Origin of the sequence: Catenulispora sp. GAS73, from assembly GCF_041262085.1 — a bacterium.
Lineage (GTDB): Bacteria > Actinomycetota > Actinomycetes > Streptomycetales > Catenulisporaceae > Catenulispora.
Map to the genome: position 1 here is coordinate 31,281 of NZ_JBGCCM010000028.1, position 20,907 is coordinate 52,187.

General features: G+C 70.4%; 27 protein-coding genes and 1 pseudogene. 3 read left to right on the forward strand and 25 right to left on the reverse strand.

Translation table 11 applies throughout. The features are described 5' to 3' along the window. Positions 1 to 391: 391 nt before the first annotated feature. The 3 genes and pseudogenes from ABH935_RS34815 (at position 392) to ABH935_RS34825 (ending at position 3,984) form a co-directional block, all read left to right on the forward strand. A complete protein-coding gene (locus ABH935_RS34815; RefSeq protein ID WP_370382211.1) occupies positions 392 to 706 on the forward strand; it encodes a hypothetical protein in 315 nt (104 codons plus the stop codon). A gap of 32 nt (positions 707 to 738) precedes the next feature. Then, the gene (locus ABH935_RS34820; protein ID WP_370382212.1) at positions 739 to 3,426 is read left to right on the forward strand and encodes a tetratricopeptide repeat protein; all 2,688 of its coding nucleotides are present in this window, start codon (positions 739 to 741) and stop codon (positions 3,424 to 3,426) included. A 243-nt stretch (positions 3,427 to 3,669) separates the two neighbouring features. After that, positions 3,670 to 3,984 (forward strand): annotated as a pseudogene (locus ABH935_RS34825) (hypothetical protein). A gap of 45 nt (positions 3,985 to 4,029) precedes the next feature. Here the strand turns inward: ABH935_RS34825 and ABH935_RS34830 are convergent. The 25 genes from ABH935_RS34830 to ABH935_RS34950 all read right to left on the reverse strand — a co-directional run bounded on the left by ABH935_RS34830 (position 4,030) and on the right by ABH935_RS34950 (position 20,903). Continuing rightward, positions 4,030 to 4,548 carry a hypothetical protein gene (locus ABH935_RS34830; protein ID WP_370382213.1) on the reverse strand — a complete coding sequence of 173 codons (519 nt, stop codon included), beginning with the start codon at positions 4,546 to 4,548 and terminating at the stop codon, positions 4,030 to 4,032. 101 nt (positions 4,549 to 4,649) lie between these two features. Continuing rightward, a complete protein-coding gene (locus ABH935_RS34835; protein WP_370382214.1) occupies positions 4,650 to 5,222 on the reverse strand; it encodes a hypothetical protein in 573 nt (190 codons plus the stop codon). Beyond that, entirely contained in the window at positions 5,219 to 5,671 is a 453-nt protein-coding gene (locus ABH935_RS34840) for a hypothetical protein (protein WP_370382215.1), read from the reverse strand. Before ABH935_RS34840 ends, ABH935_RS34835 begins: the two co-directional genes overlap by 4 nt. Continuing rightward, entirely contained in the window at positions 5,668 to 6,354 is a 687-nt protein-coding gene (locus ABH935_RS34845; protein WP_370382216.1) for a hypothetical protein, read from the reverse strand. The genes ABH935_RS34840 and ABH935_RS34845 overlap by 4 nt, the downstream gene beginning before the upstream one ends. 79 nt (positions 6,355 to 6,433) lie before the next feature. After that, positions 6,434 to 7,183, reverse strand: a complete 750-nt coding sequence (locus ABH935_RS34850; protein ID WP_370382217.1) for a hypothetical protein — start codon at positions 7,181 to 7,183, stop codon at positions 6,434 to 6,436. Then, positions 7,173 to 7,631, reverse strand: coding sequence for a hypothetical protein (locus tag ABH935_RS34855; protein ID WP_370382218.1), 459 nt, complete (start codon positions 7,629 to 7,631; stop codon positions 7,173 to 7,175). The genes ABH935_RS34850 and ABH935_RS34855 overlap by 11 nt, the downstream gene beginning before the upstream one ends. A 104-nt stretch (positions 7,632 to 7,735) precedes the next feature. Beyond that, the gene (locus ABH935_RS34860) at positions 7,736 to 8,785 is read right to left on the reverse strand and encodes a hypothetical protein (protein ID WP_370382219.1); all 1,050 of its coding nucleotides are present in this window, start codon (positions 8,783 to 8,785) and stop codon (positions 7,736 to 7,738) included. Positions 8,786 to 8,906: 121 nt separating this feature from the next. Beyond that, positions 8,907 to 9,698: a hypothetical protein gene (locus tag ABH935_RS34865; protein WP_370382220.1), complete on the reverse strand. Its 792-nt coding sequence runs from the start codon at positions 9,696 to 9,698 to the stop codon at positions 8,907 to 8,909. Between the two features lie 143 nt (positions 9,699 to 9,841). After that, complete coding sequence (locus ABH935_RS34870) at positions 9,842 to 10,297, reverse strand: hypothetical protein (RefSeq protein ID WP_370382221.1); 456 nt, start codon at positions 10,295 to 10,297, stop codon at positions 9,842 to 9,844. A 45-nt stretch (positions 10,298 to 10,342) separates the two neighbouring features. After that, entirely contained in the window at positions 10,343 to 10,879 is a 537-nt protein-coding gene (locus ABH935_RS34875; protein WP_370382222.1) for a hypothetical protein, read from the reverse strand. 20 nt (positions 10,880 to 10,899) lie between these two features. Further along, a complete protein-coding gene (locus tag ABH935_RS34880) occupies positions 10,900 to 11,292 on the reverse strand; it encodes a hypothetical protein (RefSeq protein ID WP_370382223.1) in 393 nt (130 codons plus the stop codon). Then, positions 11,289 to 12,326 (reverse strand): hypothetical protein, encoded by a 1,038-nt coding sequence (locus tag ABH935_RS34885; protein WP_370382224.1) that lies wholly within the window; start codon positions 12,324 to 12,326, stop codon positions 11,289 to 11,291. The genes ABH935_RS34880 and ABH935_RS34885 overlap by 4 nt, the downstream gene beginning before the upstream one ends. An 18-nt stretch (positions 12,327 to 12,344) precedes the next feature. Next, positions 12,345 to 12,752 carry a hypothetical protein gene (locus ABH935_RS34890; RefSeq protein WP_370382225.1) on the reverse strand — a complete coding sequence of 136 codons (408 nt, stop codon included), beginning with the start codon at positions 12,750 to 12,752 and terminating at the stop codon, positions 12,345 to 12,347. Continuing rightward, positions 12,749 to 13,294, reverse strand: coding sequence for a hypothetical protein (locus ABH935_RS34895; protein ID WP_370382226.1), 546 nt, complete (start codon positions 13,292 to 13,294; stop codon positions 12,749 to 12,751). The genes ABH935_RS34890 and ABH935_RS34895 overlap by 4 nt, the downstream gene beginning before the upstream one ends. Next, entirely contained in the window at positions 13,291 to 13,716 is a 426-nt protein-coding gene (locus ABH935_RS34900) for a hypothetical protein (RefSeq protein WP_370382227.1), read from the reverse strand. Before ABH935_RS34900 ends, ABH935_RS34895 begins: the two co-directional genes overlap by 4 nt. 38 nt (positions 13,717 to 13,754) lie before the next feature. After that, entirely contained in the window at positions 13,755 to 14,336 is a 582-nt protein-coding gene (locus ABH935_RS34905) for a hypothetical protein (RefSeq protein ID WP_370382228.1), read from the reverse strand. 69 nt (positions 14,337 to 14,405) lie between these two features. Next, on the reverse strand, positions 14,406 to 14,585 hold the full coding sequence (locus tag ABH935_RS34910) for a hypothetical protein (RefSeq protein WP_370382229.1): 180 nt from the start codon (positions 14,583 to 14,585) through the stop codon (positions 14,406 to 14,408). A gap of 79 nt (positions 14,586 to 14,664) precedes the next feature. Next, positions 14,665 to 15,015 (reverse strand): hypothetical protein, encoded by a 351-nt coding sequence (locus tag ABH935_RS34915; protein ID WP_370382230.1) that lies wholly within the window; start codon positions 15,013 to 15,015, stop codon positions 14,665 to 14,667. A gap of 37 nt (positions 15,016 to 15,052) precedes the next feature. Next, positions 15,053 to 15,706 (reverse strand): hypothetical protein, encoded by a 654-nt coding sequence (locus tag ABH935_RS34920; protein ID WP_370382231.1) that lies wholly within the window; start codon positions 15,704 to 15,706, stop codon positions 15,053 to 15,055. Positions 15,707 to 15,714: 8 nt separating this feature from the next. After that, entirely contained in the window at positions 15,715 to 16,326 is a 612-nt protein-coding gene (locus ABH935_RS34925) for a hypothetical protein (RefSeq protein WP_370382232.1), read from the reverse strand. 166 nt (positions 16,327 to 16,492) lie between these two features. Further along, positions 16,493 to 18,313: a hypothetical protein gene (locus ABH935_RS34930; protein ID WP_370382233.1), complete on the reverse strand. Its 1,821-nt coding sequence runs from the start codon at positions 18,311 to 18,313 to the stop codon at positions 16,493 to 16,495. Positions 18,314 to 18,380: 67 nt separating this feature from the next. Further along, the gene (locus ABH935_RS34935; RefSeq protein ID WP_370382234.1) at positions 18,381 to 19,661 is read right to left on the reverse strand and encodes an AAA family ATPase; all 1,281 of its coding nucleotides are present in this window, start codon (positions 19,659 to 19,661) and stop codon (positions 18,381 to 18,383) included. Between the two features lie 40 nt (positions 19,662 to 19,701). Further along, positions 19,702 to 20,100 carry a hypothetical protein gene (locus tag ABH935_RS34940; protein ID WP_370382235.1) on the reverse strand — a complete coding sequence of 133 codons (399 nt, stop codon included), beginning with the start codon at positions 20,098 to 20,100 and terminating at the stop codon, positions 19,702 to 19,704. Positions 20,101 to 20,130: 30 nt separating this feature from the next. Further along, positions 20,131 to 20,532 (reverse strand): DUF317 domain-containing protein, encoded by a 402-nt coding sequence (locus ABH935_RS34945; protein WP_370382236.1) that lies wholly within the window; start codon positions 20,530 to 20,532, stop codon positions 20,131 to 20,133. Positions 20,533 to 20,612: 80 nt separating this feature from the next. Continuing rightward, on the reverse strand, positions 20,613 to 20,903 hold the full coding sequence (locus ABH935_RS34950) for a hypothetical protein (RefSeq protein WP_370382237.1): 291 nt from the start codon (positions 20,901 to 20,903) through the stop codon (positions 20,613 to 20,615). Between the last annotated feature and the right edge of the window lie 4 nt (positions 20,904 to 20,907).

Here is a 20,907-nt window from a genome sequence, read left to right on the forward strand (position 1 = left end):
TGACTCGATAGGTGGCACCGAGGCTGAACCGCCGAGAAGCCCGTTGTTCGGAGCGATGGCCTTAACGATGCTCGGCAAGTCGGCGCCAAGTAGGGCCGTCGACGAAACTGCGCTGACCAGGCGTGCTCGCGGACTTGGTGAGTGCATCTCCCACGCTATTGATGATCGTTTTCCGGATGTCGCTGGCAGGTTGGCGTAGTGAATCAGAGTTCTTCCTGTCGTCGGTCCTGCGGGATACCGTCGGTTGAGGATTGTTCGGGTGCGCGTAGTGGGGGTTCTAGTGGTTGGTATCGAGATCGCGGTGGGGTACGTGTTCGCGTGGGCGGTCCGTAAGGGCAGGCGAGTCGCGGGTCGGGCTGATGGGGAGGTCGATCGGGTCTTGGATGCGGCGATGGACCGGCTGGACGGTCTGATTGACGCCAAGCTGGGTGCGGACGCCGCGCTGGTGAAGACCCGGGAGGAGGCGGCCGACGGTGCGGTTGAGCTGTCGGAGCGGACTCAGCGGCAGCTGACGGACGCTCTGACCGACGCCGCCGAGTCTGATGTCGGCTTCGCCGCGGCGTTGGGCGAGGCAGTCGCGGCGGTACAGAAAGCCGCCGGGGTGTCGCAGGTAGTCGCCCACGGTGACCGGGCGCCGGCCATCGGGACCAATTCCGGCATCATCGCCACCGGGGACAACGCGACCATCACACAGACCAACCGGTGAGCCAGGTGTCCGACGGGGACGCCGGACCAACGGTGTCAAGTTTCGGTGACAGGTCGTCGGCGGTCGCGGACAACCGCGGCGTCATCGCCACCGGGGACAACCCGACGATCAACCAGCGCGTGGTGCACCAGGCGCCGCCCCGGCAGGCGGTGTCGCTGCCGTATCAGTCGACCCGGTGGATGCCGCCGCCGCCGCTGGGGGTCCAAGACCGGGATGAGTCAGTTGCGCTGCAGCAGCACTTGTCCAGCGGCGGCACCGCGGTACTGACCGGCCTGGGCGGGGTCGGGAAGACGCAGCTGGCCGCGGACTACGCACGCTGGGCCAGGAAGCAGGGTTTGGACGTGCTGGTCTGGGTGAACGCCGTCAGCCGCACTGCAATCGTCGGCGCGTACGCCACGGCGGCCGCGGCTCTCACCGGCCGGGACTACGCCGACGCCGAGCAGGCCGCCAGCGCGTTCCGGGACTTCCTGAGCTCTGAGTATAAGCGGCGGTCGCTGCGGTGGCTGGTGGTCTTGGACGATGTCAGCGATGCTGCGGACCTGACCGGACTGTGGCCACCGGACGGCGATGGGGGGCGGGTGCTGGTCACCACCCGTTCCCGCGACGACGCCCTACTCGGGCACAGACGCCGGTTCCTGGACGTGGGCATTTTCACCGCAGCCAAGGCGCGGGCGCACCTGACCCAAGCCCTGGCCGCGCGCGGCCGGACCGGGGTCGATCCCGCTGATCTGGACGGCCTGGCCGAAGACTTCGGGTATCTGCCGGTGGGCCTGGCCCAGGCCGCGGCGTTCTTGGCCACCCCGGTCCTGTGGGAAGGCCAGTCATCCTCACAGCTGCCGGACGTCGCGGTCTACCGGCAGCGGCTTGCTGACCGGCGTACGGCGCTGGCCGCGCTGCTGCCCGACGGCAAGAGGCTCAGCCTGCCCGATGAGCAGAAACTCATGGTGACGGCGTCACTTGAGCTGTCCATCGCCCGCGCCGACAGCATGGAACCGACCGGGCTGGCCCGCCCGATGCTGGCGCTGGCCGCGCTGCTGGACCCCAACGGCATCCCCGAGACTGTACTCACCGCCCACGCCGCCCGGCTATTTCTTGCCGCCCACCGCACCGGCACCGCACCACCCGACAGCGGCACGCCCGCGCCAGAGGCGATACGCCCCAGACGGCTACGGATTCGCCAGCGGGCCCGCGCTGCGCCGGCCAAGGCCCCCATAGTCACCCCGGCCGAGGCCTTCGACGCGCTGCGGGCCCTGGCCCGGCTGAACCTAATTGGGCACACCACCGGTCCGGCGGCCACCGTACGGATCCACCAGCTCGTGCAGCGCGCCGCCACCGAGGACGTCACCCCGGCCCTGTTCGGCCGGGCCGCGCACAGCGCGGCGGATGCGTTGTTGGAGGCCTGGCCGAACCCCGAACCCGACCAGGGCGCCGTACAGCCGCTACGCGCCAACGCCGAGGCCCTGACCCGCACCGCGACCGCACCCCTCATGACCCCCAACGCCCATACGATCTGGTTCCGGGCAGGCCAGTCCCTGGTCAATTCCGGGCAAGCCACCGCCGCCTGTGCCCACTACCTGCGGCTGACCGATATCACCACCGAACATCTCGGTCTGGATGCCTTAGACACCCTGGCCTCCCGAAGCGACCTCGCCGTCGCCTACCGAGGCGCGGGGGACCTGAGGCGGGCGATCCCGCTGCACGAGGCCGTCCTAGCCGACCGGGAGCGGGTGCTGGGCCCCGATGCCCCGGCCACCCTGACCTGCCGGAACAACCTTGCCGCCGCCTACCGAGAGGCCGGGGACCTGGGGCGGGCGATCCGGCTGCACGAGGCCACCTTGGCCGCTCGGGAGCGGGTGCTGGGCCCGGACGCCCCAGACACCCTGGCCTCTCGGAACAACCTCGCCGTTGCCTACCGAGACGCCGGAAACTTGGGGCAAGCGATCCGGCTGCACGAGGCCACCTTGGCCGCTCGGGAGCGGGTGCTGGGCCCGGACGCCCCAGACACCCTGGCCTCTCGGAACAACCTCGCCGCCGCCTACCAGGACGCCGGAAACTTGGGGCGGGCGATCCCGCTGCACGAGGCCACCTTGGCCGCTCGGGAGCGGGTACTGGGCCCGGACGCCCCAGACACCCTGACCTCCCGGCACAACCTCGCCATCGCCTACCAGGACACCGGGGACCTGGGGCGGGCAATCCGGCTGCACGAGGCCACCCTGGCTGTCCGGGAGCGGGTGCTGGGCCCGGACGCCCCGGCCACCCTGACCTCCCGGCACAACCTCGCCATCGCCTACCGGAACGCCGGGGACCTGGGGCGGGCGATCCCGCTGCACGAGGCCGTCCTGGCCGGCCGGGAGCGGGTACTGGGCCCGGACGCCCCAGACACCCTGGGCGCCCGTAGCAACCTCGCACTCGCGTACCAGGCCGCCGGGGATTTGGGGCGGGCGATCCCGCTGCACGAGGCGGTCCTGGCCGACCGGGAGCGGGTGCTGGGCCCGGACGCCCCGAACACCCTGGTCGCCCAGAACAACCTCGCCATCTCCTACCACGCCGCCGGGGACCTGGGGCGGGCGATCCCGCTGTACGAGGTCACCCTGGCGGACATGGAACGGGTGCTCGGCCGCGACGCGCCCTTCACGGTTATCGTCCGAAAAAACCTGGCGGCGGCGCGCGCGGAGCGAGACGCCCCGGACCACAGCGATACTGGCATTCCGCCCACGTAGAAGTAGCAATGGCGTTCGCGGCGCTCGGCGAGTGGTACCACATGGGTTGGCGAGCCGGTGCCAACTATGAAGTCAAGAGCAGCGCAGCCCTGCATGTCAGAGCTCAGAGCCGATGCCAACTATCGAGTCACGGCACACTTACGTGTGACTCCCCAGCTTTGGGTTTGCGGCTCCCGGGGATAGTTGGCGGCGCGTCCTGCGTCGAAATAGTTTGCTCGTCTCGAAACGACGCTGTAGCGGCCGGTGGGACCGGCCGAGTTGGCGCCGTTGAAGGCGTCCGGGTTCATGGCGTGGCCGTCGCGTCTGCCGGACCAGCCGATTTTCTATCCCGTGTTGAACGAGCAGTAAGCCGTGCAGATCGCCCAGGACTGGAACGTGGCGGCCTCGGGGCCCGGGTTCGTCACCCGGTTCGCGGTCACGACCGCGTTCGCGCGCCGCTACCCCACGCGCCAGGCCGGGGGCCGGGGCCATCTGGAGCTGTGGATCCCGGCCGAGGACGTCGAGGCGGTCAATGCGCACCTGGTCGGGCCGATCGAAGTAGTCGGCGAGCACCGTTGACCCGCGTCCGGAACCAGAACGCGGGTGGTCGGGTCGAGCAGTTCGTCAGGGGGTGAGCAGGTCTGTCAGGAAGGCGGCGATGCCGCCTCCGCCGGGGCTGTGCACGATCGTGTCGAACGGGGTGTCGGTGAAGGTGCTGCCGAAGGCGGTGCGCTCGATGATGCTGACCCGCTGCAATCCGACTGGGCCGTCGGGGCCGGTGGGCCACCATGCGCTGGTGGCGATTGCCTCGGCGCGGTCAGCCGGGGCGGCCTCGGCGGGGCGGGCGATGTCGGCCAGCGGCGTGTTCGGTAGTTGTTCGGGGCGGATGGACGGCACCGTCATCCAGGACTCTGCGGTCAGCGCCGCCGCCACCGCAGCGAGTTCGGCTGCTCGCTGGCGCAGGTCGGCGCGTCCGGCGTCGGTTTTCGGGGTGCCGGCGGGCAGCACGATGTACTGCGGGTCGCTGCGCTCGGGCAGCAGCATCAGGACGGGAGGGGCGGCGCCGGTCTGCTGGTGTGCGCGCTGCGCGGTGGCGTGCAGGTCGTCGACGTAGTGGGTGAAGCGGGTCAGGGTCATTGGCACGGCGGGTGTCTCCGGTCTTTCGGTGGTCGATCCGGGCGGGCGTGGGAGGCGGGTGTCCTGTTCAACGGCAGGGGCGGGTTGGTGGTCGCGGCGGACGGTGGTCACGGCGGGCTGGGATCCGCGTTGTGCGGGCTGGGCAGCATTCCGACCAGCCATGCGACCAGCGGCAGGCTCATCGGCGCCGCCGACCCCGATGCCGGGCCTGGGACGGCCTCACGCGGTGGCAGCAGCCTGGTTCCGTGGTCGTCGGTATGGGCGTCGCTGACCAGGCAGACCACGTACGCCCGGCGAGGCCACGCCGCCACCGTGACGATCGCCTCACCGTGCAGCAGCGCCGACCCGACTGGCGGCTCGGCTCCGAACACGCCGCCCCTGGTGTTGAGGTAGAGGTCACCGACGTGCAGGCAGAAGGTGATCGCTTCGGCGTCGACGCCGGAGGCGGCCTGCCGGATGACGGCCTCGCCGACCGCGCGCGGCTGCCACAAGTCGACGGACAGGCCCACCGGCTCGCCGGCGGCCGGAATCAGCAGGACCTGCACCGGCAGTTCGTTGCTGTGCAGCCAGGCCAACTCGGTGTCGCGGTGCAGACGCTCGGCGCGTCGACGGAGCGCCTCCTCGCTCAACCTGAACGCGCCGGAATCCGGAGCACTGGCGTGCGGCGGCACGGCGCTCATTTTGTGCCGCCGTTGGCCTCGGGGTCCGGCGGGTCGACCTCGACGATCCGGCCGAAGATTCGGGCAATGCGGATCGCCGCCGAATCGGTACCAAAGGCATCGGCGAACCCACGGCACGCCGCCGCTTGTGCGCTGGGCGGGGCCAACGGTTCATAAGTGTTATGGCAGAGCAGGAAGTCCCCGCGCTCGCGGATCTCCCCGGTCAGCTCCTTCAACCTTCCCGGCCCCAACTCCAGGCGCTCGCTCGGGCCGTTGAATACACAGTCATGGCAGCAGCGGGACATCATCACCAGCAGGCCGGACTCCGCATCGATCGCCGACGGCTCGCGCTCGTCGTCGATCTCGACCTCCCACCCGTCGTCGTCGACCGCGACCGCGAGCGCGATCGGGTCCAGGTCGAGACCAGCGGAGTTCTCGTCCACTGCCCGCAGATCCTTGTTCCGGTTCATCCCTGCTCCCCGAACCCGATCGGGGCGTCGCGGTGAACGAGCTGGTCGTCGCGGGACAGCTCCACCGGAATGTGCGCGGGCAGATCGTCCGGCGTGGCCAGTGAGGAATCCTCGTCGGTGTCCTTGGTCCAGACGTTGATCGCCAGGGATCGGTCGGCCTGCACGCACACGAAGATGCGCAGCCCTGGGAATTCGATGGTCGGCCCGGCATCGTCGAAGTTGTAGGCCAGCGATGCGTGGTTGACTCTGTGGGCCCACTCCAGGAGTTGCTCCCATTCCTCGTCGCGGGGCTTCGCCCACGCGCCGAGCATCCGGGCCAGGCGGGCGGTACGGGACCGCACTACGGCGCGCCGTTGCCTACGCTGTCCGGGCCCGTGGCGAAGGTGCGGGCCGTACACGTGCAGACCGGTGGCTCGCGGCAGCGGGGTGTCGCGGTGGACGAGGTTGTCGTCGCGGAGCAGCTCCACCGGCGTATGTGCAGGCAGCAGGTCCAGCGCGGTCTGGGATGGACCGTGCGCAGCGTCCCGATCTCGGATCTGGACGGTGATCGCCAGGACGGGTTGTGGGCGTAAGAGCACCGCGGCGCAGATCCGTAGCCCGGGGTAGTCGATGGTCGGCCCATTGTGGTCGTCGTGGGCGAGGGCGGCGTGATTCTGGTCCGCGGCCCAGTCAGCGTCGGTCATGGGTTCACAAACTCCTGATTCATGGAGCGGGGCGCGCCTTGTTCGTCGCGGCGCGCCCCGGGAGGGGCGCTGCCGGAGGTCAGTCGCCGGAGCGCGGTAGCGGGATCGACAGCGGCGCGGGCGGTTTCACGGGGTCCAGACGCTGGCCGAGACCGGGGCAGGCGTCGGGGTCGGTGTAGACCTGGAAGTCGCGCAGCTCGGCGACCAGGGCCTTGGCCAGGGTCCGGCGCAGCAGATCGGCGGCTCGGAACGGATCCGGACTGGTCAGCGGCACGACCTGGTCGTCGGTGAACTCCAGCGTGTGCGGGTTGGCCACCGCGCCGCGCACGGCCGTGATCTGCCATGTCCGCGGGGCGAGGAACACGTAGCCGGTGGTGGCCATGTGGGCGCATTGTGCGGCGGCGATGGGTACGCAGGATCGGCACAGCGGCGGGTCGGACGCCTCGAACGGCGTCCCGGCCGGGCGCGTGGCCAGGTACTCGGCGAACACGGTGGCCGGGGTCATCCACACCCCGTTGCCGCCGGAGGCGTCCGCGCGGCAGATCTGGCACTGCCCTCGGGCCATCACCCGCCGGGAGCGCAGCGCGTGCAGCTGCTTGAACTGGGGCTTCCCGATTCCGGGCGACCAGGGTACCCGGGTCCACAGCACGCCGTACTGGCGGTCGACCTCCGGTGCCTCGTCGGTGTAGCGCAGCCAGGCGCCGCCGGCGACGTGCTGGCGTAGCACCAGGTTCGGGCAGGTGGTGTCCTCCGGGGCCTCCGAGTCCCAGGAGGTCACGTAGGCGACGGTCATCGACTTGTAGACCAGTGGATTTCGCTCACTCGTCATCGTTGCCGCCGAAGATGAAGGCGGTGTGCTCGCCGGCGATCGCCACGGCGCCGGGCCAGTCCTCGTCCAGCAGGCGTGCTATGGCCTGATCGTCGGGCAGCCCTGTCCAGTCCGGGTGCCGGGTCAGGGCTCGGGCGAGCAGGGCGTGATGCAGGTCGGGCCCGATGATCGCGTCGATGCTGGCACGCTCGGCGTCGCGGTGCCGGTAGACGATGGTCCAGGTGCGGTAGCCGACCGCTTCGGTGAGGGCTGCGATCCAGTCCGGTAGCGCGTTCAGGACGGCCCAGCCGTGGGTGTCGCGGGCGTCGTCGTGCCCGGGGCGTTGTTCGTCGCTGATGGCCCCGTCGGGGTCGGTGTGGCGGGCGGCGTCGATCTGCCATGCCCGGATGGCGGCGTTCATCTCGCCGAGCGTGGCCAGCAGCGCGTCGCGGTTAACTGTGTTGTCCAAGAGGAATCCTTAATGCGAGGTTGTCAGGGTTCTGATGCATGTCTGCGTCAGCGGGGTGGGCCGATGCGGGCGGGAGCGGAGCGACGGTCTGTCAGGCCCGGTCGTCAGCGGCGCAAGACGTTCACCCGGTCGCCGCCGATCAGCGGGGCGTCCTCGGGTCCGGCGCGGTGCAGGTCGATCCAGATCGGCCGGTGCTCGCCGCGGGACGGGTACCACTGTTTTCGCCAATGACCCTGGACATACCAGGAGTGCCGGTACACCCGTCCGCTGCCGCCGGGTTCGCTGTCGTGCTTGCGCGGCGGGTACTTGGTGGCGCGCAGGTCGATGTAGCGGACCTCGGGGTCGGACTCGCCGCGTCGTCGGGCCGCGGTCTGCTCGGCGGTGCTCGCCGGCATCCGGGTCTCGGCGATGATGGTCTGCCCCATCACCAGGAAGGTGGCCGCGACTAGCTTCTGCAGCTCGATGGTGGCGGCCGAGCCGTCGCCGTGCGGGTTGGTGTAGACCCGGCGCGGTCTGCCGTACTGCTCGGAGTCCCGGGATTCGTCGTCATCGTCGGGGGCGTCCGGGTCGTGCCAGGGTCCTGCGAGGTAGTCGTGGTCGACCGCGCCGTGCAGTACCAGTGGCGCGATGCGCTGGTAGAGGTAGCCGTGGCGCGGGTACACCTGCCCGGGCACCCAGTCGGCGGGCAGTTTGCCGCCGTGGTCGGCCAGCACGCGGGCGATGCCGGGGATGGTGTAGCCCAGCTTCTCGCTGTGTTCGACGTAACCGTTGGGGCACCAGAACTCCAGTAGCACGGTGTTGCGCCGCAGGGTCCAGGTGACCAGGGTGATCGGGCGGCCGTCGGGGTCGTCGGTGATGGCCTCGTCACGAAGGGGCTGCGCGAACAGCAGAAGTCCTTGGTCGGCCGGTAGGTCCTCGGGGTGCAGCTTGTAGCCGGTCAGCGAGGCGGCGGCGTGGTGGACCAGGGTGGAGGCGGCCGGGGCGACGTAGAACATCTGCGCGCGCGGGAGCAGGTGCCGCCAGTTGTCGACGATCCCGTCGGCGGCGTCCTGGTCGTACGCGGGCTCCTGCATTGCGGCGGCTGCGGCGGCGTAGATGCGGCGCAGCCAGGTCCGGGCGCCGTTGCGTCCACCGTCCTGGGTCCAGCCGATCATGGCGCGGCGGATCGCGGGCAGGTCCCGCGCGGTCGGGGCCGTACCGCCCGGTCCCGCAGGGCGCGGTGCGGGCCCTGCGGTGCGTGCGACGGGAGCTGGGCGTGCGGTGCGCCGCTGGCGCTTACGGCCGGACATCGCAGTGTCCCCCGTTCGCGGACGCGCCTCCGGCGGCATCGGCGTGGACGCTGGAGCCATCCGACGTGTCGGCGATCAGCACAGCGAGCCTGCGCAGCGCGTCGGGGTAGTCGGCGACCGCGCGAGTGGCGACCTCGTGGGCGCGCAGCCGCAACTCGAGCGGGAACTCGTCCATCTGCCAAAGCAGGTTGCCGACGAACTCCTCGGCCTCGCCGGCCGACCGAGGAGACTTCGCGCCTTCGAAGACGTGGTTCAAGTCGATGTCGGCCGTGCTCACTTTGCCTCCGGACTCGTACTCGTCGGGGTAGCGGTCCAGCTCGGCGATCGTGAGCAGGTAGACCGTCGCCTCGGCCGGCTGCCTCGGTTGCTCCGGCTCGGGCCGCTGTTCGGCGGTGATGACGCTCGTCGTGTCGGTGTCGGCGTCGTAGACCTCCACCTGGGCGATCGCCGCCGCCGGGGTCGCAATGCCGAACAGCCCGTGGGTCAGAGCGTCGAGAAGGTGCTCGTCGTTGGTGGCGGCCTCTCCGAGGGCCGCGCCGTTCGCGTCGCGGGCGGTGATCTGCCAGCGCCGGACCCGGCAGGTGTGGTCGATGACCACCTCGTCGCGCTCGCCTTTGCTGCCCATGTAGCGGATGGCGAGCATGTCGGGCAGGTGATCGGTGGTGGTGTAGCCGGGGATGACGTGGCAGGTGCCGGGGCGCGGGGCGGTGGTGCCGCGCAGGTGCCACAGGACGTGCAGGCTGTAGGGCAGTTCGACCGGGTCGAAGGCAGGGGGCATCGATAGCTCCGTTCGCAAGGGATGTGGTCGTGCGGGGCGGCCGGTGAGGTCACGGCCGCGGCGTCGGCGGCGTCGCGCGATCGCGCGCCGCGAGGTCGTTCAGCGGAGGGCCGGGCCGTGGACCGGGCCCGGGGGCGGTGGGGCTACTGCTCGTCGGGGGTGCCGTCGCGCAGCCGCTCGTGCAGGATCGTCATGCTGTCGTTGATCATCTGGCCGACATTCAGGTCATGGGCCACGGCGGCGCTCCACAGGTCGGCGATGATCCCGGCCAGCCGGTGCCGGGCTTCGAAGGCGACCTCGTCGGGGCCGGGCTCGGGGAATCCGGCGGCGACTGCGGCCATGCGCAGGTGCAGGTTGCCACGGTCGGCCGGGTCCATCAGAGCGCCTGCGCCGAGGTGGACCCGGAAAAACCCAGGCTCGCGGCTGTCGTCGGTGATCTGCGGGGCTTCCCTGGTGAGGTCGCCGCGCAGGGCGTTCATCCCCTCCAGGATGAGCTTGGCGATGGTGTGGACCTGCTCGGCGGCGGCGGTCAAACCGCTGGCAGCGAGCGTCAGCCCGGTCGCCCGGTCGGCCAGCGGGTTGTACTCGGTGTCAGACATGGTGAATCAAACTCCTTACGCGGCTAGTGGGGGTTCGTGCTTGGGCTAGAGGGTTCCGATGTACTCGGTCACGGTGATGCCGACACCTGGGGTGACGGTCACGGCTGCGCAGTCGCCGAACGCCGCCAACAGCGCGTCGTTGTATTCGCAGCTGTACAAGGCCGCGACGAAGGCTGTGCATCGGGCCCAGCGGTCGGGGTCGTAGGTGGCGTGTCGGGTGTCGTCCGCTTCGGGGCCGGGCCTGGCGATGCTCGGGTGGGTACGTTCGATCTCCCAGCACCAGGGCTCATCCCCGGGATAGTCGGCGTCGGGCAGGTCATGGATGGTTTGGACCCAGGGCGTGTCGGTGCGGAAGCGCCCCCATTCGAGGTCGCCGAGGTACGGGGAGTACTGGAACCAGCCCAGGGCCGTGATGTCCTTGTCGCCGGCGAGGGTGTTGGTGATCAGCTGGTCGAGGTCGGTCAGGGTTCGTTGGGCCGGAAGAGGATCGGCGAGTTGGATGTGGCCGGTGACCGGGAGCCCGGCGACAGCGGGGATGATCCGTTCCTCGGGCAGCGGGAAGATGTCGTGGAGCGCGGGCATGGTGTCCTCTTCGGGGCAGGTCAGGGGTTGCCGGTCGGGGTTTGTATCCGGTGTCGGGCCCAGGCGCGGGCGACGGTCTCCAGCCAGGTCGCTGCGTCGTGGTGGCGGTGAGCCAGGACCAGCAGCTCGTCGGAGCGTCCAGTCAGCAGGTGCTCGGCGGCGCGGCCGTCGGCGATCTCGATGGCGGCGGCCTGCAGGTCGCCGATGGCGTGCCGGAGTTTCTGGTCCAGCCGCTTGGCCATTTCACCGGTGCGAAGCGCTGCGGCGTGGAGCAGTTCGGTGCCGGGGTCGCAGCCTGGGGTCTCGGCAGCGCGCCGCAGGGCTTGGACGGCGGATCGGTCGCCGAGGTTGTTGATCAGGATGCGGTCCACGCTCGGGTGGTAGAGGCACGGCCGGGCGGAGGCGGTGGTCATGTCGTCTCTTCCGTTGTCGCGCCTGCCTGGTCTTGGCGGTTGGCGATGGTGCCGAGGTCTGTGGCCGGGGCGGCATGCAGCCGTGGAGCAAGCTGGTGAGCGGTGAGGCGCAGGAGCCGCAGCTGCTCGCCGCGGGAGGCGCGGGCCAGGAAGGCCGGCAGCTCGCTGCTGGGTACGCCGGCGGTGCGGGCTAGGGCTGACTCGGCGTCGAGTTTGGCCGCAGCGCCTTCGTGCAGTCCCGCCATCATGTTGTCGACTTCGTGCAGGACCAGCTCGTGATAGGCGGGGATCGTGGCGAGGTGGTTGGCGGCGTCGATTAGCCGGTCGGCGACGCGTTCGCTGCGGCCGTCGGCCGGGGTGCGAGCGGCGATTGTTGCGGCGTTGGTGTCCAGGTCGGGGCCGAGGGCGTCGAAATCGATGCCTGGCAAGGCCTGGATGGTTCCGGCCTGGGCGAAGTTGTCTGTTGCGCCGTCGCGGGCCAGGACGTGCAGCCTCGAACCTTGCAGATGGAAGACGTAGGCGATGCGCGGGTCGCGTTTCGCGTCCTTTGGTGTGATCAGGCGCGGCGCGTCGTCGGCTCGGACGGTGAGCGGGTTCGCTGGCTGGCGCCACTCGGTGCGGGTCATGGCTGCCAGCGCCTCGTCGATCACGGCCTGGGTCGGGGAGCCGTCGGGGTGGTGGCACAGGCAGCGGCCGAGCTGGCCGCGCCGCGCGCGCCGGGTGGTCTCGCTGGTGGCTGTCGGGTCAGGGCCCAGATGCTGCCATCCGGAAGGGTGGCGGACGATCAGGTCCGTGGCCGCGGTGGCGATGCGGTTCTTCTTCGGGTAGGTCAGCAGTAGCTCGTACAGCAGACGGGCGGTGGCCGAAGGTCCTTGGGCATGGTGGAGGATCCGACCGGCCCAGATACGGTGGTCGGGGTAGTCGCAGGCGATCACCGCGTGCGGGCTCGCGGCGGCGGTCTCCGGTGGCGCGTCGCAGGCTCCTTCGGTGTCGGGAGCGCCGGGCTCGGTGTCACGGGTTGTGGTGGTGTTCATGGCGGTGGGCCTCGGCTTTCAGCGGTGGACGATGAGGTGGGCGAGGATGGCGCGGGCCACCCGGTCCGGGGTCTTGGAGGGGCGGCGGTAGTGGATGCGGCGACTCCAGGGATGGGCGGCGACGGCCGGGGCGATGACCTGGGTCCAGGCATCGGCCTGGACACTGTGGTGCCGGGCAAGGGCGTGAAAGCGGCCGTGGCGTGCAGGGTCGTCGGCGTCGAGGGCGATGGTCACGAAGCCCGGGTTCTCGGCGGTGATCGTGAGCCACAGCGCGCACGTGGGGTCGTCAGCGGGCTGGGTGCCGGTGCGGTGCCAGGCACCGGTGAACCACGGCGTGCGTTCGTGGGCGAGGTGGACTTCGGCGATGCGGAACGACCAGCCTGGCGGCGGCAGTGGCGTGGTATCGCCGAGGATGACCGGGCTCACGACTCGTCCTCGGCGTCGGAGGTGGTGGGCAGGGTGGGCAGGACGTTGCGCAGGGTGTGGATGGCGGTGGCGGCGTCGGCCGGGGTCAGGTCAGCGGGGTAGGTCAGCTCGGCGGTTCGTCCTCGGGCCAGCCGGATCTGCAGGCTGCCGGTGCCCGCGGGTTGGGTGGCGGCGCGGTGCGGCCAGGGCCGGTGCCGGGGCAGGTCGGGGTCGAAGGAGTCGGGGTCGGCCAGGTAGTCCCGGAAGATGCGCAGGCCGCGGCGGAACGTGGAGGCGTAGATGCCCAGAGTTCTCTCGGTGACGTGGCCGACGTTGGCTCCGGCGTAGACGGCGACGACCTGCTGTGCGTCCAGTTCGTGAACATCAAGGTTCTGCCAGGCCGGAGTGGCGGACAGGACGCGAGTGCAGGCGTTCTTGATGCCTCGTCCGGTGTCCAAGCGGACGTGGCCGGCGGCCAGGGCCCAGTCCCAGAAGGCGATCAGGTCGGCGGCGGTGGTTCCGGTCGGTGGCGCCGGGGCCTGCGCGGTGTCGGTGGTGCTCACGGTCGTGTTTCTCCTTCCTGACGGGTGCGGGGCCGCCATTCGGCGGCGATGGCGGAGACGTCTCCGGCCATGGCTAAGGCGACGGGGTCGGCGCGCAGGTCGGACCAGGTGCGTCCGGCAGTGTCGGCGGGCCACGGCGGCATCCCGATGTAGGTGTTGGCGGGGCCTTCGACGATCTGGGCGTCCGGGTTGGCGATCGGCTGCCCGGTGTCCCAGTCGCGGTCCAGGTCGTTCAGGCGGATGTGGTGGTGCAGGGCGATGCCGCGGGCGGCTTCCAGGTCGGCCGCGTGCAGCACGTACGTCCACGGCTCGGTAGGGGTGAGGCGGCCGGGTTCGTAGATGGTGACGGTGAAGGTGCCCAGTTCGGGCTTCGGCGTGCCCGAGAAGCTGCGGGGTGCGGTGGTGGTGCGTGAAGTGTTCATGGGCTGCGGGTCCTCATCTCGTGCGCGGTGGTTGCCGGTCAGCTGGTGGCGAGGGCGGCGATGATCGCGGGTGGGGTGTGTTCGGAGGCGTGGACGTCTTCGATCCAGTGGGTGCTGGCCGAGTCGGGGTGGGGGCGGGAGATGACCCAGAGGGCTTCCTCGTGGCGGCACGGTGGCAGGTACTGCACTGCGCGCAATGCGTCGGCGCTGGCCCAGGTGCGTTCGATCAGGTGCTCGCCGTCCTCGGAGCGCAGTTCACGACTGACCGTCCACCCGGCTGCGTCCAGCGCCGAGGCGATGGCCACGGATTGGCTGGCGGTGGCGGCGCTGGCTGCGGCGAGGATGATCGAGGAAGGCAGGTCGGCCAGGGTGACCCTCCAGGGTCCGGCCTGTGGGCTGCGATTGACGCTGGGGCCGGGATTGATCCAGAACAGGCTGCTGACCAGGCCGAGCTCGGGGTGCGATCTGATCTCCAGGCCGAGCAGGCCAGCGGTATCGTTGAGGACGGTGAGCTTGAGATCGGGTCGCATCGGCGAGGCGCCTTCGAATACCGAGGTCCATCCAGCCGCGAGGAGTTGGTCGCGCAGTGCCTGCGCGGCCTCGGCGGGGGTCGGTGTCATCGCAATGTCCTTCGGTTCGTGACGGGGCCGTTCGGGTAGTTGGCTGTATTGGTCGTCGGGCCCGGGCGGTCATGATTCGGTGTGGTCCTGCTGACGGGCGGCCCGCAGAAGGGCGATCGCGTCGCAGACGTTTGGTCGGGGCCTGCCGTAGTACTGGGCCATGTCCCGCACCGCTGCCAGCTGGCCGAAGATGTAGGAGACGGAGCCAAGCTCTACGGCGCAGATTCCAAGGATCACCAGGCGGAGCACGGGTCTGCTTCTTTCTGTCGCGGCGTGTCAGGCGGTAGCCATGCGCGGGGTTCGGCAAGTGCAGCTGGTCGGCTGTCGGTCACGGGGCTGCCTCCCGTGCGGGGTTCACAGCGGTGTGCGCGGCGGTCCATTCAGCGAGTGCGGCCTGCCAGTCGGCGCGGTCGGCGCCGGTGCGCATGTCGTTCCATCCGGAGCCATTGGCGCCCCAGGTCGGCACTCCCTCGTACGCCTCGGCGATGATCACGTCCAGATCGGCGGCCGTGGGGAGGTTGTCGCCGCGGTCCCACCAGCCGGGCTGGTGGCGCACGGTGAAGTAGGCCAGCGCCTGCTGTTCGGCAGCTTCGAGGTTGTCGGCCTCCAGCACCCAGTACCAGGGCTTGACGGCTTCTTCCCGGCGACTGTCGATGGTGGCGATCGTGTAGGTAGGCATTGCGCGTGTCGCTTCCTGTGGCGGTAGTACGGCGGCCTCAGCCTTTGACGGTGCGGCGGGCCTGGCCGTTCTTGAACTCGACGCCGCCGAAGGAGGCCAAGGCGATCACGTGGGGACGGTCCCAGCCGGTGGCGGTCTGGAGTTCATCCAGGGAGACACCGGCCATGGCTGCCTCGGCGATGAGGCGGAAGAGCTCAAGCTTGACCTGGTGCTGCGCGGCAGGGTCTGGGGCGTGAAACCACCGGGTCTTGGCGTCGGCGACGTCGGCCAGGAGTCTGACGCGCTCGGCGTTGTGCGCCGGGTCGGCCTCGCGGCGCGCGGCGAGGGCGGCACGGTGCTCGGTGGTCGTCTTCTTGTTGTTCCATGCAGTGTCTTCGGCATGCCAGCGCGGACCGTCCTGCGGCTGCCAGGTCTGCCAATTCGCGCCGTAGACAGGGTGCTCGGTGTAGGGCACCTTGCTGCCGTAGTAGTAGCCGCTGCCACCAGCGGCCTCCTCAGAGGCGATCCGATCCAGCGCACGGGCAACGCCTCGGCGCATCCCGGACTCGGTGGTGTATTCGCGCCGGAAGGTTGCCGTCTCCCACAGCGTCGCGCAGTAGAAGGCGCCAGTGGCGTTGCGGTAGGTGACGTCCAGGCTCATGCCCGGCAGCACGTCATAGCGGATGGTCGTGACTTGGTTGCTCGTGGACATGGCCGGCCTCAGCTCCCACTCGCGGCCGGCGAGACGCGCGGCTCGGCGCGGTCGCAGACTTCAGTCAGGGCAAGGGCGGTGATGACTGCGGCGGGCGTGTGCTGGCTGATCTGGGTGGCTTCCGGGCCTTCGCGGCCGATGGCCCATCCGCCTACGTCGCACGCGTCGGCCGGGAACCAGCGCACGAAACGGTGAAGGTTCCGCGAATCCCATTCGCGTTCCACCAGACGGCCTCGCTCAGTGACGTCGACGCGCTGCTCCCAGCCGCACCTGGCCAGCTCGGCGGCCACCGTTTCCGCTGCCGGGTAGGGCGAAGGGCCGGTGTCAGTGGCGGCCTTCACGGCGGCCAGCGCCACGCACAGCGGCACTTCGTGCAGGTCCACCATCCAGCCCGGTGCCGTGGCAGGTCCGGTCCGTACGGCCTCGGCGGACAGCCGGGCGGTCGTTCGGCCGTTGGGGAACACAGCGACGTCGACGCTTAGCCGTCCGTCGGGGCTGGCCAACTCGTGGATACGACTGCGCCACTGAGACTCGGTGCGGACCGGGCCGCTGTAGGTCCAGCCGTCAGCCAGCAGCGCCCGGATCAATGCGGTCGTCTCGGCGTTTGCGTCAAGGATCATGGTCATGTCACTCCTGTTCGGGGTGGTGCTTTCTGCTCGGTGAGGTTCTGCCAGTCGGACAGAGCCAGGGCCAGAAGGACTCGCGGCGGTGCTGGTGCCGGTCATCGGACGTTGCCTTTCCGTGGTTTCCTCCGGCGGGGCGGTCGGTCCGCCCCGCCGGGCGTGGTCAGTAGGTGGCGGCGACTGCGGCGACTACCGCTTTGCCGATCTCATCGATCAAGGCGCCCCGGGTGACGCGCAGAAACTGTGCTCCGGGCAGCCGGACGTAGGTCTCGGACTCGCCGACGTGCAGTTGCAGCACCGCACAGCCGGTAGAGATCAGGTAGGCGATGCGCTCGGCGGCGGTCTCCAACTCGGGGGTGCTGTACACGCCGTCGGTGGCGGCGACCAGCACCCGGCCAGCTCCCGGGCGGGTCAGTTCGAGCCCGACGTTCAGAACGTCGATCGCTTCGGCCAGGGCTTGTTGTCCGCCTTCTGCGGCGAAGTTGACGACCTGGCGCGGGGTGCGGCCGGGCCGGTTGATCGCGGTCAGGCCGGAGTCGTAGGCCACGGTCGCGGTGCGGGAGTCCGGGTCGGTCGCGGCAGCGGCGCGCGCGAGGATCCAGGTGGCCGAGGCGATCGGCCCGACGGCCGGTTTCATCGACCCTGAGACGTCGACCGCAATCCCGACTCGCAGCGGCGGGGTGGGAGTCGTCAGCCTCCTGGTATGCCGCCACGGCTCCGCCGTCGGTACCGCTCCGGCCGCCTTTTGCGCATCACGAGCCAACGCCTGGCGCATGATCAGGCGACCGGGCGGCGCTGCAGAAGTCGTTGGGATCGAGGCGCGTTCGCGGTAGGCCGCTTGGCGCAGGGCTCGGGCGAGTTTGCCGGCCTCCTTGCGCTCGGAGCGTTTCGGCTCGCGGGACCCGGTGATCGGATTCTCGGCCAGGTCCTGGAAGAACCCTTCGGGGACAATCGCTGCGGCCTCGGGGGCGAAGACCTTCTTGGCCAGCTCGGCGGCGGCACGGTCGGCGGCGGCTTTCGCTTTGCGGCGGTCCCGCCGGTCGGCGGCGGCGTGCTCCACTTCTTGCCGCGCCTCGGTGGCGGCGATCAGCTCGCCGACCTCGGCGATCGCGGCCCAGATCTTGCCGGTCGTGGCGTTCGGCTCGGCGGAGCGCTGTTCGTCTTTGCTCGGCTCGGGCTGGTCCGGGTCCTGCCCGAGCGCTTCGCACCAGGCCTTCCCCAGCGCGAGCATCGTCTCGCCGTCGTCGTCGGCGCAGCCGAAGGCGGCGTTCCAGATACTGGCGAGCTCGCCGAGGACCTCGTACCCGAGGATCTCGGTGACCTTCGCCTCCAGCGGTTCGACCTCCTCGTCCAGCAGGATCCCGACGTCGCGGCGGGCCAGGATCAGTCCGGCGGCGTGGGCGGCAGCCCAGGTGCCGTCGATGTCCGAGCCGGACAAGTCGTCGGTGACCAGGGACGTGACGCAGGCGCGCAGGTAGGTGCGGTCCTCAGGGCGGTAGCGCAGGTGGGCGCGCTCAGTGCGGGACTCCTCGAGGATCTCCGCCGCGCTGTTGGCGGCGGTGCCGACCGCCTCCGGCGGCGGCATCCAGGCGCTGTGGGTGGCGTGTCCGGCCTCGTGGACCAGGGCTCCCCAGGCGGCCGGGTAGCGGTCCTCGTCGCCGTCCTCGGCCGGACAGATCTTCTCCGGGCCGAAGGGCGCGAACACGGCCTGGTCGATCTCGGTGAGGGCCAGCTCGGGGAAGAAGGCGGCCTTCGCACCAGAGACGGTGCGCGGCTCGCAGGTGACGATCACGTCGTCGCGCCGCGACAGGTCCGGGAATCTCGCGGTCAGCTCGGCCGACACGCGCAGCCATTCGGCGCGCAGGGCCTCGGCGTCCGGGGACTCGGGGGTGACCGGTCCTCCGTCGTCTTCCCAGCGGGCCTCGGCCAGGGCGTCGGCGGAGGGCTGGGGCGGTCCGTGGTGTACGTGGCGGTGCGCGGGCATGGCGGATCGAGCTCTCCTTGCGGCGTAACGGGTTCGGGGATTCGGGGCCGGAGTCGGCCGGAAGGCGCTAGCGGATCTGCTTGCCGACCGCAAGTGCGGTCAGTTCGCTGCCTGCGGTGCGGGCAACCAGCTCGGCCACGTGGTCGCGGTCCTCGAGCGGGGCGATGCCGATCAGGTTGGCGAACGCGGCCTCGGCGCCGAGGACCTCGGCGATTTTCTTGAAGGCGATCAGTTCGCGCAGCTGGGGCGCCCAGCCGAGGTCGCCCTTCTTCACCAGGTTGGCCAGGTTTTTCGCCAGGGTGACGGCGCGGGTGTCGATGTCGAGCTTCTTGGCCAGGTCGTAGTCGGTCTCGACGTGGATCTGGGTGCTGAACCTGGAGGCGAGGGCCTGGGTGAGGATCGCGCCGTGGACTCCGGGATTGTGGCCTGCGATCACGTAGAACCCGTCGGCAGCGGTGACGACTTCGCCCTTGTACGCCTTGAGGATGATCTGGCGGCGGCCATCCATGGCCGGGTACAGCATCGCCAGCACCTTGGGGCTGATCAGGGTGGCGTCGTCGATCAACAGGGCGCGGCCCTCGCGCATCGCGGTCACCAGCGGCCCGTATACGAACTCGTACCCACCGGCCTCGTTTTGGGTGTACTCGCCTACGAAGTCGGCGACCGTGGTGTCCCCGTCCCCGGCGACCGTGATCAGGTCGTCGAACGCCGCCTCGACCACGGAGGTCTTGCCGGTGCCCGGGGGCCCGTACAGCAGGACCGGGATGTTCGCCGCGCGCAGCCTGCGCAACGCCTCCACATCGCTCAACCCGCCTGCCAGGGTGCGCGGGTAGTACAGCTGCCCGTTGGGGCGGGTCACCGGTCCCTTCACCGGCGAAAACGCCTTCAGCGCGGTGCTGCTCGCTGTCGAGGCGGCCGAGGGCGCTGGCCTGGGCGTACGTGGTCGCGCGGGTCCAAACCCGGGTGCGGTAATCACCGCTTTCGCCGCTGCGTCGGCGGTTTTCGCGTTCGCGATGTACCGGCGAGGGTTGGTACCCGCCAGGTCGGCCTCGCCGCGCCGCACCAGAGTGTCGCAGGCGTTCCCGATCGCCCCACCGGATTTGCCGAGAGCCTTGACCAGGTCGCCGACTGAATGCTTGATCCCGGGGTTGTTGGCCAAGATCCTGGCAACCTCGGCGCGTAGTTCCCCGGGTCCCGCCTTGGCGCCAGTCACGGCGGGGGTGGCAGGCGACGTCGGGATCGAGGCGACCGGCGTCGTCGAAGATGTAGCACTGCTGGTCGGTGCGGCGGCGAGTATCGGTGCGGGCGGGGTGGGCGTACCTGGCGGAGCGAGGGTCGGCGTGGTCATGGTGGCGCTGTCTTCCTGGAGGCAAGGGACGGGTCGGGTGTCAGGGGTGGGTGATCGCTGCGCAGGCGGCGCGGGCGGAGATCATGGCCTGTTGCAGGAGCCACACGGCGCGCTCGGCGCGGTGTTGGGCGTAGGCGCGCTCGGCCTCGCGCAGGAACCGGGCGGCGTGTGCGGCGGTGGCCTCGGGGCTGCCCTCGGCCGGTTCGCCGCGCGGCGCCGGGCTCGGGGCGGGCGTCGGCCACAGGTCAGCGGCAAGGAGGTCCTCGGTGAGGGCTGCGAACAGGACCTGGTGATTCGGCGGGGCCGGGGCGCAGGCGGCGCGGGCGGATTTCACCTCGTCCTCGACCCTGGGGTGCCAGGCCAGATACAGGCGGTCGGCCTCGGTGCGGGTCAGGCGGGCGGCGAAGGCGGAGCGGGGCTCGGCGGCGGTGGCGGTCATGGCGGCGGGGTCCTTACACGGTGCGGGCGGTCAGTCGCGGTCGAGTTCCAGGCCGGTCGGGTCGGTGAGGGCGGTCAGGAAGGCGGCGATCGCCTCGGCGGGAACGTCGTCGCTGAAGTGCGCAGTCCAGGAGCTGCGGTTCTTGGCATAGGGATTGGGGTCGGTGTAGGCGACCTCCCACAGCACACCTTTGGGCAGGGCGCTGCGGGACTCCGGCGCGAACTCGGCCCGTACGCATCCGTCCGGGCTGCGGTACGCCACATCACCGACGCCGTTCGCGTATTGGATCCATCCGGCCTCGTGCAGCCGGTCCAAGGCGACGTCCGGGGCTCCTGCTCCGGCTGCGTAGGCCGGTACGGTGACCGGCGGCGCCATGGTCGGCTCGGAGTCCTCGGCGAGGTCGAGGGGCGAGGCCGGCGAGATTTCAGACATGGGGGTACTCCGGTTTCGGTGAAGGGATGGGGTGTCGCAGAGGTCTTGCACTTGCGCGGACGGTTGTGGCCCGGAGGGGTTCAGACGGTGCGGGTGCGGGTGGCACCGGCGGCGGTGAGGACCAGTTGGGCATGGATCTTGTCGAGTTCGTCGGCCAGGGTCTTCAGGCGGTAGCCGGTGATGCGCTCAGCCCACCGTTCGCGGCTGCCGTCGGGGTTGACGCGGTCCCAGGCGACCCATTCGGTTCGCTCACCGCCGGGGAATTCGGGGCCGTGACGGGTCACGGTGATCGTGGCACCGTAGGCGTTGGTGCCGATGATGGTGTCGGTGATGGGGGCGGAGCGGGGTATGGGCAGGTTGCGGGCGGCCATGGCG